The organism is Pseudomonas tohonis, from assembly GCF_012767755.2.
GTDB lineage: Bacteria > Pseudomonadota > Gammaproteobacteria > Pseudomonadales > Pseudomonadaceae > Metapseudomonas > Metapseudomonas tohonis.
This window is the reverse complement of record NZ_AP023189.1, coordinates 4,897,583-4,911,697: the sequence shown is the minus strand read 5'-3', so window position 1 is coordinate 4,911,697 and position 14,115 is coordinate 4,897,583. Positions and strand designations below refer to the sequence as shown.

The 14,115-nt window shown below is 66.5% G+C and carries 16 protein-coding genes; 10 read left to right on the top strand and 6 right to left on the bottom strand.

Features of this window, described 5'->3' with window-relative positions; genetic code table 11:
• Positions 1-48: 48 nt before the first annotated feature.
• A complete protein-coding gene (locus HSX14_RS22270) occupies positions 49-1,245 on the top strand; it encodes a patatin-like phospholipase family protein (protein WP_173172016.1) in 1,197 nt (398 codons plus the stop codon).
• A gap of 8 nt (positions 1,246-1,253) precedes the next feature.
• Here HSX14_RS22270 and HSX14_RS22265 read toward each other — a convergent pair whose 3' ends face one another.
• The 3 genes from HSX14_RS22265 to HSX14_RS22255 all read right to left on the bottom strand — a co-directional run bounded on the left by HSX14_RS22265 (position 1,254) and on the right by HSX14_RS22255 (position 4,295).
• Positions 1,254-2,102 (bottom strand): pirin family protein, encoded by an 849-nt coding sequence (locus tag HSX14_RS22265; protein WP_173172018.1) that lies wholly within the window; start codon positions 2,100-2,102, stop codon positions 1,254-1,256.
• Positions 2,103-2,239: 137 nt separating this feature from the next.
• Complete coding sequence (locus tag HSX14_RS22260; protein ID WP_173172021.1) at positions 2,240-3,007, bottom strand: MlaA family lipoprotein; 768 nt, start codon at positions 3,005-3,007, stop codon at positions 2,240-2,242.
• On the bottom strand, positions 3,000-4,295 hold the full coding sequence (locus HSX14_RS22255) for an alpha/beta fold hydrolase family protein (protein WP_173172023.1): 1,296 nt from the start codon (positions 4,293-4,295) through the stop codon (positions 3,000-3,002). The genes HSX14_RS22260 and HSX14_RS22255 overlap by 8 nt, the downstream gene beginning before the upstream one ends.
• A gap of 237 nt (positions 4,296-4,532) precedes the next feature.
• Between HSX14_RS22255 and HSX14_RS22250 the strand changes: the two genes are divergently transcribed.
• The gene (locus HSX14_RS22250; protein WP_111260477.1) at positions 4,533-4,913 is read left to right on the top strand and encodes a hypothetical protein; all 381 of its coding nucleotides are present in this window, start codon (positions 4,533-4,535) and stop codon (positions 4,911-4,913) included.
• Positions 4,914-5,310: 397 nt separating this feature from the next.
• On the opposite strand, the gene HSX14_RS22245 is transcribed toward HSX14_RS22250, so the two are convergent.
• A complete protein-coding gene (locus tag HSX14_RS22245; protein WP_173172025.1) occupies positions 5,311-6,861 on the bottom strand; it encodes a glycoside hydrolase family 17 protein in 1,551 nt (516 codons plus the stop codon).
• 115 nt (positions 6,862-6,976) lie between these two features.
• Complete coding sequence (locus tag HSX14_RS22240) at positions 6,977-7,201, bottom strand: DUF2061 domain-containing protein (protein ID WP_116858109.1); 225 nt, start codon at positions 7,199-7,201, stop codon at positions 6,977-6,979.
• Between the two features lie 228 nt (positions 7,202-7,429).
• On the opposite strand from HSX14_RS22240, the gene HSX14_RS22235 reads away from it, so the two are divergent.
• Together HSX14_RS22235 and HSX14_RS22230 are read left to right on the top strand one after the other, a co-directional pair.
• A complete protein-coding gene (locus HSX14_RS22235) occupies positions 7,430-7,741 on the top strand; it encodes a DUF485 domain-containing protein (protein WP_021221278.1) in 312 nt (103 codons plus the stop codon).
• Positions 7,738-9,405, top strand: coding sequence for a cation acetate symporter (locus HSX14_RS22230; RefSeq protein ID WP_111260480.1), 1,668 nt, complete (start codon positions 7,738-7,740; stop codon positions 9,403-9,405). The genes HSX14_RS22235 and HSX14_RS22230 overlap by 4 nt, the downstream gene beginning before the upstream one ends.
• 242 nt (positions 9,406-9,647) lie before the next feature.
• Here the strand turns inward: HSX14_RS22230 and HSX14_RS22225 are convergent, their stop codons facing one another.
• Complete coding sequence (locus tag HSX14_RS22225) at positions 9,648-9,806, bottom strand: DUF3309 family protein (RefSeq protein WP_021221276.1); 159 nt, start codon at positions 9,804-9,806, stop codon at positions 9,648-9,650.
• A 225-nt stretch (positions 9,807-10,031) separates the two neighbouring features.
• Between HSX14_RS22225 and HSX14_RS22220 the strand changes: the two genes are divergently transcribed.
• The 6 genes from HSX14_RS22220 to HSX14_RS22195 all read left to right on the top strand — a co-directional run bounded on the left by HSX14_RS22220 (position 10,032) and on the right by HSX14_RS22195 (position 14,101).
• A complete protein-coding gene (locus tag HSX14_RS22220) occupies positions 10,032-10,403 on the top strand; it encodes a DUF2784 domain-containing protein (RefSeq protein ID WP_173172027.1) in 372 nt (123 codons plus the stop codon).
• A gap of 136 nt (positions 10,404-10,539) precedes the next feature.
• Complete coding sequence (locus tag HSX14_RS22215) at positions 10,540-11,352, top strand: SDR family oxidoreductase (protein WP_173172029.1); 813 nt, start codon at positions 10,540-10,542, stop codon at positions 11,350-11,352.
• A 247-nt stretch (positions 11,353-11,599) separates the two neighbouring features.
• Complete coding sequence (locus HSX14_RS22210) at positions 11,600-12,757, top strand: MFS transporter (protein WP_173172031.1); 1,158 nt, start codon at positions 11,600-11,602, stop codon at positions 12,755-12,757.
• An 80-nt stretch (positions 12,758-12,837) separates the two neighbouring features.
• Entirely contained in the window at positions 12,838-13,266 is a 429-nt protein-coding gene (locus HSX14_RS22205) for a hypothetical protein (protein ID WP_111260484.1), read from the top strand.
• A gap of 58 nt (positions 13,267-13,324) precedes the next feature.
• Positions 13,325-13,657 (top strand): YnfA family protein, encoded by a 333-nt coding sequence (locus HSX14_RS22200; protein ID WP_173172033.1) that lies wholly within the window; start codon positions 13,325-13,327, stop codon positions 13,655-13,657.
• Between the two features lie 135 nt (positions 13,658-13,792).
• Positions 13,793-14,101, top strand: a complete 309-nt coding sequence (locus HSX14_RS22195) for a hypothetical protein (RefSeq protein WP_173172035.1) — start codon at positions 13,793-13,795, stop codon at positions 14,099-14,101.
• Positions 14,102-14,115 lie beyond the last annotated feature (14 nt).

Here is a 14,115-nt window from a genome sequence, read left to right as displayed (position 1 = left end):
CGCCTGCACCCGGGCCCTATACTCGCGAAAAAACCTCGGAAGCCCTCCATGAGCGAACTCGCCGCAGCCAAGCCCGTGACCGGTCTCATCCTCTCGGGCGGCGGTGCGCGAGCGGCTTACCAGGTGGGCGTGCTGGCGGCCATCGCCGACCTGCTGCCCGATGCCATGCACAACCCCTTTCCGGTGATCGTCGGCACCTCCGCCGGCGCCATCAACGCCGTTGGCCTGGCCTGCGGCGCCCTGCATTTCAGCGAGGCGATCCGCCGCCTCACCGCCGTCTGGCAAGGCTTCCACACCCACCAGGTGTACCGCAGCGACTGGCCCGGTGTGCTGCGCCAGAGCGCGCGCTTCCTCGGTCACAGCCTGCTGGGGATGAACCGCCACGCGCCGGTGGCGCTGCTGGACAACAGCCCCCTGCGCGGCCTGCTCGAGCGTGAGCTGGACTTCACCGGCATCGCCGCCGCCGTGCGCCTGCGCCAGCTGCGGGCGGTGGCGGTGACCGCTTTCGGCTACGAGTCCGGCCAGGCGGTGACCTTCTACCAGGGCCGCGCCACCATCGATCCCTGGTTCCGCCATCGCCGCGTCGGTGTGCCGACCCGCCTGGGCCTGGACCACCTGCTGGCCAGCGCCGCCATCCCGCTGATCTTCCCGCCGGTGCGGATCAACCGCGAATACTTCGGCGACGGCGCGGTGCGCCAGTCGGCGCCCATCAGCCCGGCGCTGCACCTGGGGGCCAATCGCATCCTGGTGGTGGGGGTGAGCGGCAATCCGCGGGTGGGCAACGTCAACGATGGCGTGGTCCGTGCCAGCACCGGCAACCCGCCGAGCCTGGCGCAGATCGGCGGGCACATGCTCAACAGCACCTTCATCGACAACCTGGAAAGCGACATCGAGCTGCTCGAGCGCATCAACCAGCTGAGCCAGGCGATCCCCGCCGGGCAGCGCCCGCGCAACCTCGGGTTGAAGCCCGTGGAGGTGCTGGTGATCTCGCCGAGCCGGCCGCTGGACACCATCGCCGCGCGCCATCGGCGGGAAATGCCTCGGGCGATCCGCACCTTCCTGCGTGGGCCGGGGGCGACCAAGGCCAGCGGCGCCGGGGTGATCAGCTACCTGCTGTTCGAGCCCGGCTACTGCAACGAGCTGATCGAGCTGGGCTACCAGGACGCCATGGCGCAGAAGGCCGACCTGCAGGCGTTCCTCGGCCTGCAAGCCACATCGCCGGTGCCGACGCCGGTGGCCTACTAGCGAGCCGGCTAGCTCGCCAGACGGCCGTCGCGGTAATCGCGCAGGGCCTGCTCGATCTCCTCGCGGGTGTTCATCACGAAGGGGCCGTACTGCACGATGGGTTCCCCCAGCGGGCGGCCGGCGAGCAGCAGCACCCGGGCGCCCCCGGCGCTGGCCAGTTCCACTGCACCCTGTTCGGACAGGCGCACCAGGCGACCCTTGGGCACCGGGTTGCCGTTGACGTGCACCTCGCCCTCGTAGACGTAGAGCATCACCCGCAAGCCATCCGCCAGGCGCGGGGCCACGCGCCCGCCGGCCTGCAGTTGCAGGTCGAAGAGTTGCGGTTCGGTGTGCGGGCGTTGCACGGCACCGTCCTGCTGCACCTCGCCGTCGTCGAAGCGCCCGGCGATCACCAGCGCATCGACGCCGCCCGAGGTGCGCAGCCGCGGGATCTCGCCCGGGGCGAAGTCGCGGTAGCCCGGGTCACCCAGCTTGTCCTTGCCCGGCAGGTTGAGCCAGATCTGGAAGCCGCGCATCACGCCTTGCTCCTGCTCCGGCATCTCGCTGTGGATGATGCCGCGCGCGGCGGTCATCCATTGCACGCCACCGTTTTCCAGCAGGCCGACGTTGCCCAGGTGATCTTCGTGGCGCATGCGCCCCTCGATCATGTAGGTGATGGTCTCGAAGCCCCGGTGGGGGTGGGGCGGGAAGCCGGCGACGTAGTCGTCCGGGTTGGCCGAGCCGAATTCGTCGAGCATCAGGAAGGGGTCGAAGCGCGGGATACCCTGTTCGGCGAAGACGCGGATCAGGTTGACCCCGGCGCCATCGGAAGCCGGTTGGCCGGGGCGTTGTTCGATGATCTGGCGGTAGGTGCTCATGGGGCCTCCTTGGAAATGGATGGTGCGATGCTAATCCAAGGAATCGGATGGATGGTGCGTGATTTTGCGTGCTTCTGATCGAATCGCTGGATGGGTTGGACGCCGCAGGCCAGGTCCCCCGGCCTGCGGCGCCTTTCTTACTCGGCGATCTGCAGCTTGCGTGACTCGGTGTAGACGTAGCGGATCTTCTCGTACTCGAAGGGCGAGTTGAGCTGGCCGTAGCGGAAGTTCGTGGTGTAGCGCTTGTCCACGATGCGCAGGGCGGTGATCTCCGGGTGGTCGCTGCTGACTTCGGGGACGTTGAGGAAGTTGATCTGGTTGTCCGCCACGTAGTCGACCACCAGGCCCGTGGTGTCGCGCAGGTTGGAGGGGCCGAGGATCGGCAGCATCAGGTAGGGACCGCCGCCGACGCCGTAGAAGCCCAGGGTCTGGCCGAAGTCCTCGCTCTGCTTGGGCAGGCCCATCAGGGTCGCCGGGTCCCACAGCCCGGCGACACCGATGGTGGTGTTGAGCAGCAGGCGTCCGGTGACCTCCATCGAGCGCTGGCCCTTGAACTGCAACAGGCTGTTGAGCAGGTTGGGCACGTCTCCGAGGTTGCTGAAGAAGTTGCTCACGCCGCTGCGCACGAAGCCGGGGGTGACGTAGGTGTAGCCGCGCACCACGGGCAGGAACACCCACTGGTCGAAGCGGTAGTTGAAGTGGTACACGCGCCGGTTCCAGGACTCCAGCGGGTCGTACACCTCCAGGGCATCGAAGGTGGAGCGCTCGAATTCGCGCTGGTCGAGCCCGGGGTTGAACTGCAGCCGCTGGAGCGGCTCGGTGAAGCCGTCCGGCTCCTGGCGCTCATCGGCGAGAAGGGGGGCGCTGGCCAGCAGCAGGGCGAGGAGGAGGGCGTGCTTAGCCACGGAAGAACTCCAGCATGGCGTCGCTGTTGACGCGGTAGTTGAGGTTGCCGCAATGGCCGCCCAGGGGGTAGACGGTCAGGCGGTCGCCGAAGGTGCGACGCAGGAAGCCCAGGTCGCCGGGGCCGAGGATGACGTCGTCGGCGTTGTGCATGACGGCGATCTTCCTGCTCTGCTTCAGGTAGTCCTCCAGCGCGTACAGGCTCACCTGGTTGATCAGCTGGGTCAGGCTGCCGCCGTCGAAGCGGGCGCGCCAGAAGGGGATCAGCTGCTCGGTGATGTAGCAGTCGAAGTCGCACTGCAAGGCGCGCTTGAAGAAGGGCGTGAGGCTCGTGCCTTCGGTGATCGGCAGCTTGACCGGGGTGATCAGGCCGCGGCGGTTGATCAGGTCCGAGGTGAAGGCGATGTCCGAGGAGGAGAAGCGGAAGGAGGTGCCGATCAGCATCGCCATCTGCTCGTCCGAGAGCTTCTGCTTGGACTGCTGGAAGTCGTAGAGCAGGGCGTCGTTGAGGTCGACGTAGCCGCGCTGCTGGAAGTAGCGGGTCAGCTTGCCCAGCACCACCTGGTAGAAGGTGGTGTTGTCGTCGATGCCCTTGACCCGCGTCTGCACCAGGCGGTCGAGGTTGCTGATAGAGGTGTACAGGTTCACCGGCGGGTTGAGCAGCAGCACGCGCTTAAAGTTGAAGCTGCGGCGGGTCTCGTCGAGCTTGCTGACGAAGGCGGCGTTGAGGGCGCCGAGGCTGTAGCCGGTGAGGTGGTACTCGGTGACCGGCAGCTTCGGATGCTGGGCGCGCACGGCCTGCATCACCCGGTAGAGGTCGTCGGCGTCCTCGTTGGAGAGGCCCGGCGTGGCGAAGCGCGAGGCGGCGGCCATGAAGTCGTAGCTGGTGGGCGAGGACAGTTGCACCACGTGGAAGCCGGCGCCGTAGAACAGCCGCTTCAGGTACTCGGTCAAGGTGCTGGAATAGTGCGCACCGGTGCCGGCGATGATGAAGATCAGCGGGGCGGGGTGATCCTGCTGGGCCAGGCGGTAGCGCAGGGTCTTCACCGGCCAGAAGTTGTCCGGCAGCTTGAACTCGCGCTCCGGGCGCAGCTTGAGGTCGTAGTCGGCCTGGTCGATGTCGTCATCGGCGGGCAGGTCCGGGCGCAGCTCCGGCGGGGTGGTGGCGATGGTGGCTTCGAACGGGTTGGTCAGCGGGAAGCCATAGCCGGCGGCCTCTATATCGGCCGCCCACAGCGGGGCACTCAGTAGCAGGCTGCCCAGGAAGGCAGCGAAGCGGAAACGGAGCATGAGGTTCAAGTCCCTTTGCAGGAAGTCGGGCTGAGGGGGTACCGATGCTATGACAAGTGCGGGCTCGCCAAAGTGCCGCGAGGGAAGGCGAAATGCCTTCACCCGTGGCGCCGGACAGCATGCACCCGGCGCAACGGCGGGTCCAGATGTCTTGTTAGCGCTGTTTACAGACTTTGTCTTGCATAAGGCGAGCGTGCGTTTATCCTTGGCGCCGCTTTCAATTCTTCGGAGAGAACCATGTCACGCCGTCTGCCCCTGATCATCCTGCTGGTGGTCCTGTCGCTCTGGCTGGCGGCCAGCTATGGCCTGCGCTACGCACTCATGGAGGACGGCCAGTGGGTCGGCCTGTGCGCCGAGAACGCCCAGCGCTGGGAGTGCGAACTGCGCGCCGGCCTCGGCCTGCTGATCCACTTCCGCGTCATCGCCTGGAGCGCCCTGGTGCTGTCGCTGATCGCCTTCTTCGTGCCCGGCCGTGCCGGTTGGGGCCTGGGTGTGGCCGCCATGCTCTTCGCCTTGCCGGCCCTGGTCCTCTACAGCGCCAGCCTCGGCGTGTTCGCCATCGTCATCGCCGCCCTGCGCCTGGTGCGCGCCCCGCGTGGTGGGCTGAGCATCGCCTGAGTGCCGGGTGGGCAATGAAAAGGACGCTTCGGCGTTCTTTTTTTCGTCTGCGGGTTGGGGCGGCATGGCCGGGTTCGGCTTCGTTGCGTCGGGCTGTGTAGGGTGGATGGCGCTCTTCTCATCCACCAGGCGGTGCTGCCGGGGAACACCCTGCAGTGGCAGCCCTGCGGACTGCTTGGCGACTGAAGTCGCCCCTACATTGCGTGGGGGGCCTGTAGGTCGGGTGCAACCCGGCGTTGGTGTGCGGGATGCCCTTGGGCGTTGTCGTGGGAGCGAATTCATTCGCGAAAGGACCCGTCCGCTGCATCGCGGTTGAAACCGCTCCCACGGAGGCGAATCGGTTGTCGTGGGCAATAAAAAAGGGATGCCGAGGCATCCCTTTTTCGTTGCACCTGGCCTAGCGGCCGAGGCGCAGGCTGCGGATCAGGGCGAGGGTCAGCAGCAGGGCGGTGGCGGCCCAGCCGATCGCCTGGATGTTGCCCAGGGTCTCCTCGACCAGCTGCGGGATGATGCCCAGGCCGACGAACAGCGCCAGCAGGGCGATCTCTCGGCGCGGCGCCTTCACCGGGCGGCACAGGTAGACCACCGCCGGCAGCAGCAGCGCGGCGCTGGGGAAGCTGCGGTAGCGGGCGTCGAACACCAGGGCCAGCATCAGCACGGCACCGGCGAAGCCGGCGGCGCACAGCCACCAGGCGGCGCGGGCGTCGAGCCAGGCGAACAGGCGGCCACGGGCGCCCTCGCGGGTCGACAGGGCCAGGGCGCCATGGGCCAGCACCACCAGGTTGAGGCCGACGATGAAGGCCGCCCAGGCCCATTCCCCGGCGAAGCGGGCGGTGATGCGCGCCAGTTCCGCCCACATGCCGATGCAACCGGCGCCGAGCGCGGCCAGCAGCGGCAGCAGGAAGGCGGCGCGGCTGGAGGCGGGGCGCCCGGCCAGGGCCAGGGTGAAGACGAAGATCAGCCCGCTGACGCCCAGCCACAGCGGCCAGTTCGGCAGGTTGGAGACGGGGCCGGCGAGCACGCCCTTCTCCGTGCGGTCGGCGCTGAACAGGCCCCAGTAGCCGCCCACGGCGCCTTCGCTCTCGCGCTTCCAGGGCTGGTCGAAGGCTTCGATCAGGTTGTAGCGCCAGCCGTTTTCCTCGGCCATGTGCACGAAGCCACGGATGAACAGCGCCTCGTTGACGCGGCTGGGCAGGGCGGTCTCGCGCTGGCGGCCTTCGCTGGGCCAGCCGGTCTCGCCGATCATGATGTCCTTGGGGGCGAAGCGCTTGCCGAACTCCTCGCGGATGTCCCGCACGTGTGCCAGTGCCTCGTCGATGCCGGCCGGGTCGTCTTCCCAGTAGGGCAGCAGGTGGATGGTGAGGAAGTCCACGGCCGGGGCGACCTCGGGGTGCTTGAGCCAGAACTCCCACACGTCCGCATAGGTGACCGGCTGCTTGACCTGGGCCTTCACCTGGCCGATCAGCCTGGCCAGCTGGGCGCCGGTGACTTCCTTGCGCAGCAGGGTCTCGTTGCCGACGATCACCGCCTCGACCACGTCGGGGTTGGCGTTGGCGGCCTTGATCAACGCATCGATTTCCTTGCCGGTGTCCACCGGGTTGCCGTTGACCCAGGCGCCGAGCATCAGCTTCAGGCCGTGCTTGCGGGCCAGCTCCGGGATGGCCTCGAGGCCGGTCATGGAGTAGGTGCGCACGCAATGGAAACGGGTGGCGAGCAGTTCCAGGTCCGCGTCCATGCGCTCGGGGCGCAGCACGAAGGGCTGGTCGAAGGGCGACTGGTCCTTGTCGAACGGGCTGTAGGAGGCGCACTGCAGCTTGTGCGTCGGGGTCGCCGCATCGGGCAGGATCACCGGCTTGCCCTGGCCGTACCAGAGGGCGGCGAGCAGCAACAGGGCGGCGATCGAGGCGAGCAGGTAGGGCAGAACGGGGAATCGGCTGGTCGGGCTCATTGGGCTAGGTGCGCGTGGCGGCAAAGCCGCGCATCTTAGCGGATTCAAAGGTTCGGTAGGAATGCGCTGACCCCCTGTGAACTGGTTTCAGCGCATTACCGGGCCGCCGTCCGCGTCAGGCGTGCTGGTGCAGCCAGGTGTGCCGCTGTGTGCCGGTGCCTTCGGCCTTGGCCTTCTCGAAGCGCTTCCAGAGTTTTTCGTGGAAGTGAAAGCCCACGGAGTTGACCAGCGGCTCGACGATGGCCACCAGCCCGCCGATGGCCACGCTGCCGGTGAGCGCATAGGCGACGCTGAAGGCGATGGCGAAGTGCATGACGGTGAAGGTTGCGGTCTTGAGCATGATGGGTCTCCCCGTTGATGGGAATGATTCCTGGTTGCGTGCAGATTAGGGGGCCTCGTCCATGCAAGGAAATTTGCATCGGAAATAGTGTCGATAGATCCGCTTTATGAGCCATCTACGACCTTGGTCGAGAAAGCGCCGGCGCTACGACTAAGGTCGTCTGTTGCGTGTGTACAAGCGTTCTAGAGTTGTTTTCACCACTAACGTGCTGTGTAGAGGACAACAACAATGAACGACAGCATCTACCAGCGGATTCACGAGAATCCGCGCTTCCAGGAGTTGGTCGCCAAGCGCGAACGCTTCGCCTGGATTCTCTCCGCCATCATGCTGGGCCTGTACCTGGCCTTCATCCTGCTCATCGCCTTCGAGCCCCAGGTGCTCGGCACCAAGCTCAGCCCGGGCTCCTCCATCACCTGGGGCATCCCGATCGGCGTCGGCCTGATCGTCTCCGCCTTCGTGCTCACCGGCATCTACGTGCGCCGCGCCAATGGTGAGTTCGACCGCCTGAACCGTGAAGTCCTCAAGGAGGCGCAGCAATGATCGCGCGCATTCTCTCCATCTGCGGCATCGTCGGCCTGATGGCCGTGGCGCCGGCCCTGTGGGCCGCCGGTGCGCTGGAAGGCGACGTGCAGCGCCAGCCGCTGAACGTCTCCGCCATCGTCATGTTCGTGGCCTTCGTCGGCTTCACCCTCTACATCACCTACTGGGCGTCCAAGCGCAGCAAGTCGACCGCCGACTTCTATACCGCCGGCGGCAGCATCACCGGTTTCCAGAACGGCCTGGCGATCGCCGGTGACTACATGTCCGCGGCCTCCTTCCTGGGTATTTCCGCCCTGGTCTACACCTCCGGCTACGACGGCCTGATCTATTCGATCGGCTTCCTGGTCGGCTGGCCGGTGATCCTCTTCCTGATCGCCGAGCGCCTGCGCAACCTGGGCAAGTACACCTTCGCCGACGTTGCCTCCTACCGCCTCAAGCAGAAGGAAATCCGCACCCTGTCCGCCTGCGGTTCGCTGGTGGTGGTGGCCTTCTACCTGATCGCGCAGATGGTCGGTGCCGGCAAGCTGATCGAGCTGCTGTTCGGCCTGAACTACCACGTGGCCGTGGTGCTGGTCGGTGTGCTGATGGTGCTGTACGTGCTGTTCGGCGGCATGCTGGCCACCACCTGGGTGCAGATCATCAAGGCGGTGATGCTGCTGTCCGGCGCCTCCTTCATGGCGATCATGGTGCTCAAGCACGTCAACTTCGACATCGGCATGCTGTTCAGCGAGGCCATCAAGGTCCACCCCAAAGGCGAGGCCATCATGAGCCCCGGCGGCCTGGTCAAGGACCCGATCTCGGCGATCTCCCTGGGCCTGGCGCTGATGTTCGGCACTGCCGGCCTGCCGCACATCCTGATGCGCTTCTTCACCGTCAGCGATGCCAAGGAAGCCCGTAAATCGGTGTTCTTCGCCACCGGCTTCATCGGCTACTTCTACATCCTGACCTTCATCATCGGCTTCGGCGCGATCCTGCTGGTCAGCACCAACCCGGACTTCAAGGACGCCACCGGCGCACTCCTGGGCGGCAACAACATGGCGGCCGTGCACCTGGCCAACGCCGTGGGCGGCAGCCTGTTCCTCGGCTTCATCTCGGCCGTGGCCTTCGCCACCATCCTCGCGGTGGTCGCCGGCCTGACCCTGGCCGGCGCCTCGGCGGTCTCCCACGACCTGTACGCCTCGGTGTTCAAGAAAGGCAAGGCCAACGAAAAGGATGAGCTGCGCGTATCGAAGATCACCACCGTCGCGCTCGGCGTCCTGGCCATCGGCCTGGGCATCCTGTTCGAGAAGCAGAACATCGCCTTCATGGTCGGCCTGGCCTTCTCCATCGCGGCGAGCTGCAACTTCCCGGTGCTGATCCTCTCCATGTACTGGAAGAAGCTGACCACCCGTGGCGCCATGATCGGCGGCTGGCTGGGCCTGGTCACCGCGGTCGGCCTGATGATCCTCGGCCCGACCATCTGGGTGCAGATCCTCGGTCATGCCGAAGCCATCTACCCCTACGAGTACCCGGCGCTGTTCTCGATCCTCGTGGCCTTCGTGGGTATCTGGTTCTTCTCCATCACCGACAAGTCCGCCGCGGCCGACGAGGAACGCGCACGCTTCTTCCCGCAGTTCGTCCGTTCGCAGACCGGCCTGGGTGCCAGCGGCGCCGTCGCCCACTGATCCACGCAAGACTCCGTGCACATTGGGCAGCCTTCGGGCTGCCCTTTTTGTTGGGTGCGCGGTTCCGCCAGGGAGCAATGGGGCCCGCCTGCGAAGATGCTCGGTCAGGAATGGGGCAGTGAAAGGCGCCGATGGTCCGCGAGTGCGGCAAAGGGCTTGCGAGGGAAAGGGATAAAGAGGAGAGGGGAGGTCGCTCGCCCCACAGACCACATCCGCCAACGTGGCCCGTGAGAGAGCGGTCGTCAGATCCTGCCCAGTATCATCAGCACCAGCAGGATGATCAGCAGGGTGCCGATGATGCCCGAGGGGCCGTAACCCCAGCCACGGGAGTGGGGGAACACCGGCAGGCCGCCAATGAGCAGCAGGATCAGGATGACGAGCAGAATGGTACTGATACCCATGGTGGAACTCCTTCTATGGACCTTGTTCTTGGACGTCCCGGTGCGGCCGCAAGGCGCGTGCATCGCTGCATGCAAAACCTGTGGCCGCTCCTGTAAATTCCGACTTCGCCCGATTTGCAAAGGTTCATGAAAGATTCTTGCGTGGGCGCTTTTGACCAGTAAAAACAATGGGTTGCCGACTATCGGAAGTTAGGGGCGGCGGCCGGACGACACGGAGACAGCAGGATGCCCTACCGGATTGCCGCGGACGCGGTGGTGCTCTTCCACTTGGGATTCATCCTGTTCGTGCTGCTGGGCGGCCTGCTGGTGCTGCGCTGGCCGAGGCTGGCGCTGGTGCACCTGCCCGCTGCCTGTTGGGGCGTGACCGTCGAGTGGCTGCACCTGATCTGCCCGCTCACGCCGCTGGAGAATTCGCTGCGTCGCGCGGCCGGCGAGCAGGGCTACCAGGGCGGTTTCATCGAGCACCACGTGCTGCCGGTGATCTACCCGGCGGGCCTGACACCGGGCATCCAGCTCTGGCTCGGCGGCATCGTCGTCGGCCTCAATCTGCTGGTCTACGGCCTTCTCCTGGCGCGCGTGCTGCGTCGTTCGCGCTAGCGCCTGGCGAGGGGCTGCGCAAGGCGTCGATGCATTGATTTGCCCCCGTCATTCAGCGCCCTGATTTCGCGCTGCGGCGCATGGCGCCTCGCTAAACTGCGGGCACCAACGCACATACCAAGAAGGCAACCTCACCATGCAGAACCGCATCATGATCACCGGCGCTGGCTCCGGTCTGGGCCGTGAGATCGCCCTGCGCTGGGCCCGCGAAGGCAGCAAGCTGGCCCTTTCCGACGTCAATGAGCCCGGGCTCGCGGAAACCCTGGCACTGGTTCGCGAAGCGGGCGGCGACGGCTTCACCCAGCGCTGCGACGTGCGCGACTACAGCCAGCTCACCGCCTTCGCCCAGGCCTGCGAGCAGAAGCTCGGCGGCATCGACATCATCGTCAACAACGCGGGTGTCGCCTCCGGCGGCTTCTTCGAGGAACTGTCCCTGGAGGACTGGGACTGGCAGATCGCGATCAACCTGATGGGCGTGGTCAAGGGCTGCAAGGCCTTCCTGCCGCTGCTGCAGCGCAGCAAGGGCCGCATCGTCAACATCGCCTCCATGGCCGCGCTGATGCAGGGCCCGGCGATGAGCAACTACAACGTGGCCAAGGCCGGTGTGGTGGCGCTGTCGGAAAGCCTGTTGATCGAACTCAAGCAGGAAGGCATCGGCGTCCACGTGGTCTGCCCGTCGTTCTTCCAGACCAACCTGCTGGACTCCTTCCGTGGCCCGACCCCGGCCATGAAGCAGCAAGTGGGCAAGCTGCTGGAAAGCTCGCCGATCAGCGCGGCCGATATCGCCGACTACATCTTCGGCGAAGTGGCTGCCGGCACCTTCATGATCCTGCCCCACGAGCAGGGCCGCATGGCCTGGGCGGTGAAGCAGAAGAACCCGCAACTGCTCTACGACGAGATGGCCAGCATGTCGGACAAGATGCGCGCCAAGGGCCGCCAGCAGGCTTGATGCATGCGGTGCCGGCCCTGCGATTGCGGGGCCGGCACAGCGGCTTCCAGGCCATGCGGCGCGCCGCCGGTAGGAGCGAATTCATTCGCGATCGGTCTTTCAGGTAAAGCGCCTTGCGCGGTCCTGCGCGGTCCTGGATTTTCTGTCCGCTCGGTCAATTTATGCCCGCCCACGTCTTGCCCGGCTGCGCTTTCGCGGAGTAGGGTTGCACCCCCGGCGTGCACGCCAACGACTATCTGGACTCCTTGTGAAACCTGCTTCCCGAGCCCTGTTCATGCTGGCTCTGGTGCTGGCTGCGATCAACCTGCGCCCCGGCATCACCTCCCTCGCCCCCTTGATCGAACGCATCGCCAGCGAGCTCGACCTGAGCCGTGGGCTGATCAGCCTCACCACCGCGCTGCCGGTGCTGTGCATGGGCCTGCTGGCGCCCCTGGCGCCGCGCCTGGCCATGCGCTTCGGCCTGGAGCGGGTGATCGGCCTGTGCCTGCTGCTCATCGTCATCGCCTGCGGCGTTCGCGTCGCCGGGCACGCCAGCGCGGTGCTGATCGGCAGCGCGGTGCTGCTGGGGGGCGGCATCGCCATTGCCGGGCCCTTGGTGTCGGGCTTCATCAAGCGCCACTTCCATGACCGGGTCGGCCGCGTGGTCGCCTGGTATTCCCTGAGCATGACGATCGGTGGCGCGTCCGGCGCGGTCCTCACCGAGCCGGTGACCCAGGCGTTGGCCAACCAGTGGTCGATGGGCCTGGCGTTCTGGGCCCTGCCGGCGCTGGCGGCGACTGTGCTCTGGCTGTGCCTGCCCAACCGTGCGGAGACGGCCAGCGAGGCCGGTGGCTCCGGCGGGCTGCCCTGGGGCGAGCCGCGCGCCTGGCTGATCACCGCCTTCTTCGCCATCCAGGCCGGGCTGTTCTACGCCCTCACCACCTGGCTGGTGGCGCGCTACCACGAGGCCGGCTTCAGCGTGCTGCGCAGCAACAGCCTGTTCAGCCTGTTCATGCTGGTGGGGCTGCCCAGTGCCTTCATCCTGCCGTGGCTGGCCCAGCGCTACGACAACCGCTACCAGCTGCTGCTCGGCTGCGGCATCACCAGCTCGCTGTGCCTGGGGATGATCACCTTCGCCCCCGGCCTGTACCCCGAGGTCTGGGCAGTGCTGCTGGGGCTGGGGCTGTCCGGTTCCTTCGCGCTTTCCATGGTGCTGCCGCTCTATGAGGTGCACACCTCGCTGGCGGTGAGCCGCTGGACGGCGATGATGCTCTTCGCCGGCTACAGCCTGGGCAGCCTGACGCCGGTGCTCGCCGGCCTCGGTCGCGACCTGGGGGGCAACTACCCGTTGCCCTTCATGGTCTTCACCGGCCTGGCGGTGACGATGTGCGTGCTGGCCTGGTTGCTGGGGCGCCGCAAGGCCTGATCGCGGAAATCAGCGGCAATTCCTTTCCTGCCTGGCAGCCCTGTGATAGAAGGCTGCCACTGTTTTCCTGGAGTGCTCGCGTGGACTCAGAATCCATCGTCTATGGCTGCATCCGCGACTGGCCGTCGGACGACGACGAGGTGCGGCAACTGCGCCGCGCGACCAACCGCCGTGTCATCGAAAGCCTGCCCGCCGGCGACATCTGGCCCTTCCTCGGGCGCGAGATGTTCTCCTTCAGCGCCCACCCGGGGCAGGGGCTCTACCAGACCCAGGTGATCCACTTCGGTGCCAGCTACGCCGCGGTGGAGTACGAGTGGAACCTCTGGGTGCAGCAGTTCGAGGCCCTGCTCAAGCAGCTCTACTGGGGCAGCGCGGTGGTGCACCTGGAAACCGAACTCAACGGCACCCACACCTTCCGCTGGGAAAGCGAACAGGGTTTCCACAGCCCCCAGGAAGCCAACCTGCGCGTGCGCTGCGCCTGGGAGCGCGAGGGCGCGCTGCGCGGCTGACCACCGCTGTGTGCCCCGGCAAGCGCTGTGCCCATCGGGTTCGACGAGGACATCCGCCATGCTCAACTACCTCTGGTTCTTCCTCGCCGCACTGTTCGAGATCGCCGGCTGCTACGCCTTCTTCATGTGGCTGCGCCTCGACCGCAGCGCCTGGTGGATCGCCCCCGGCCTGTTCAGCCTGCTGTGCTTCGCGCTGTTGCTGACCCGCGTCGAGGCGGCCTACGCCGGGCGCGCCTATGCGGCCTACGGCGGCATCTACATCATCACCTCGCTGCTCTGGCTGGGCCTGGTGGAGCGCACGCGCCCGCTGGCCAGCGACTGGCTGGGCGCGGCGCTCTGCGTCGCGGGGGCGCTGGTCATCCTGCTGGGGCCGCGCTTCCCCCAGAGTTGAGGCGACCCGTGCTTTCGTCGAATCCTGATACAGATGGGGGTGGCAAGGCGCACCCGGGCTGCTAGATTTTCGTCCTCGGTCTCGATCATCCTTTCGCCAGGCCCGGTTACCCAACAAGAACAGGACGGACCCGCCATGGATACTTGTCAGAGCATTTCCGCCGCCGAATTGAAGAACCTGGTCCACCAGCAGCTGCACGACTGTTCCCCTGCCCAGCAGGTGGTGTTCGCCGCCTGTCGCGTTCCCTTCACTGCCCATCCCCGGTTGCGTTACGGCGAGCTGGAGCAGGTCCTGGTGGTCGCCGAGCTGCCCGGCGGCTTCCTCTTCTTCGAGGAAACGAACGAAGCCTTCGGCCTCGGCGTGGTCGACGAGCACGGCGTACTCCATTGCCAGGGCCATCATCCACTGGCGCTCAACCTGGCGCTGGCCCGCGCCGGCTTCTAGCGCCACACGCCCCG

Coding starts and splice junctions, on each gene's coding strand:
- HSX14_RS22270 (WP_173172016.1), top strand. CDS start 49: ATGAGCGAACTCGCCGCAGCCAAGCCCGTGACCGGTCTCATCCTCTCG.
- HSX14_RS22265 (WP_173172018.1), bottom strand. CDS start 2,102: ATGAGCACCTACCGCCAGATCATCGAACAACGCCCCGGCCAACCGGCT.
- HSX14_RS22255 (WP_173172023.1), bottom strand. CDS start 4,295: ATGCTCCGTTTCCGCTTCGCTGCCTTCCTGGGCAGCCTGCTACTGAGT.
- HSX14_RS22250 (WP_111260477.1), top strand. CDS start 4,533: ATGTCACGCCGTCTGCCCCTGATCATCCTGCTGGTGGTCCTGTCGCTC.
- HSX14_RS22245 (WP_173172025.1), bottom strand. CDS start 6,861: ATGAGCCCGACCAGCCGATTCCCCGTTCTGCCCTACCTGCTCGCCTCG.
- HSX14_RS22240 (WP_116858109.1), bottom strand. CDS start 7,201: ATGCTCAAGACCGCAACCTTCACCGTCATGCACTTCGCCATCGCCTTC.
- HSX14_RS22235 (WP_021221278.1), top strand. CDS start 7,430: ATGAACGACAGCATCTACCAGCGGATTCACGAGAATCCGCGCTTCCAG.
- HSX14_RS22230 (WP_111260480.1), top strand. CDS start 7,738: ATGATCGCGCGCATTCTCTCCATCTGCGGCATCGTCGGCCTGATGGCC.
- HSX14_RS22225 (WP_021221276.1), bottom strand. CDS start 9,806: ATGGGTATCAGTACCATTCTGCTCGTCATCCTGATCCTGCTGCTCATT.
- HSX14_RS22220 (WP_173172027.1), top strand. CDS start 10,032: ATGCCCTACCGGATTGCCGCGGACGCGGTGGTGCTCTTCCACTTGGGA.
- HSX14_RS22215 (WP_173172029.1), top strand. CDS start 10,540: ATGCAGAACCGCATCATGATCACCGGCGCTGGCTCCGGTCTGGGCCGT.
- HSX14_RS22200 (WP_173172033.1), top strand. CDS start 13,325: ATGCTCAACTACCTCTGGTTCTTCCTCGCCGCACTGTTCGAGATCGCC.
- HSX14_RS22195 (WP_173172035.1), top strand. CDS start 13,793: ATGGATACTTGTCAGAGCATTTCCGCCGCCGAATTGAAGAACCTGGTC.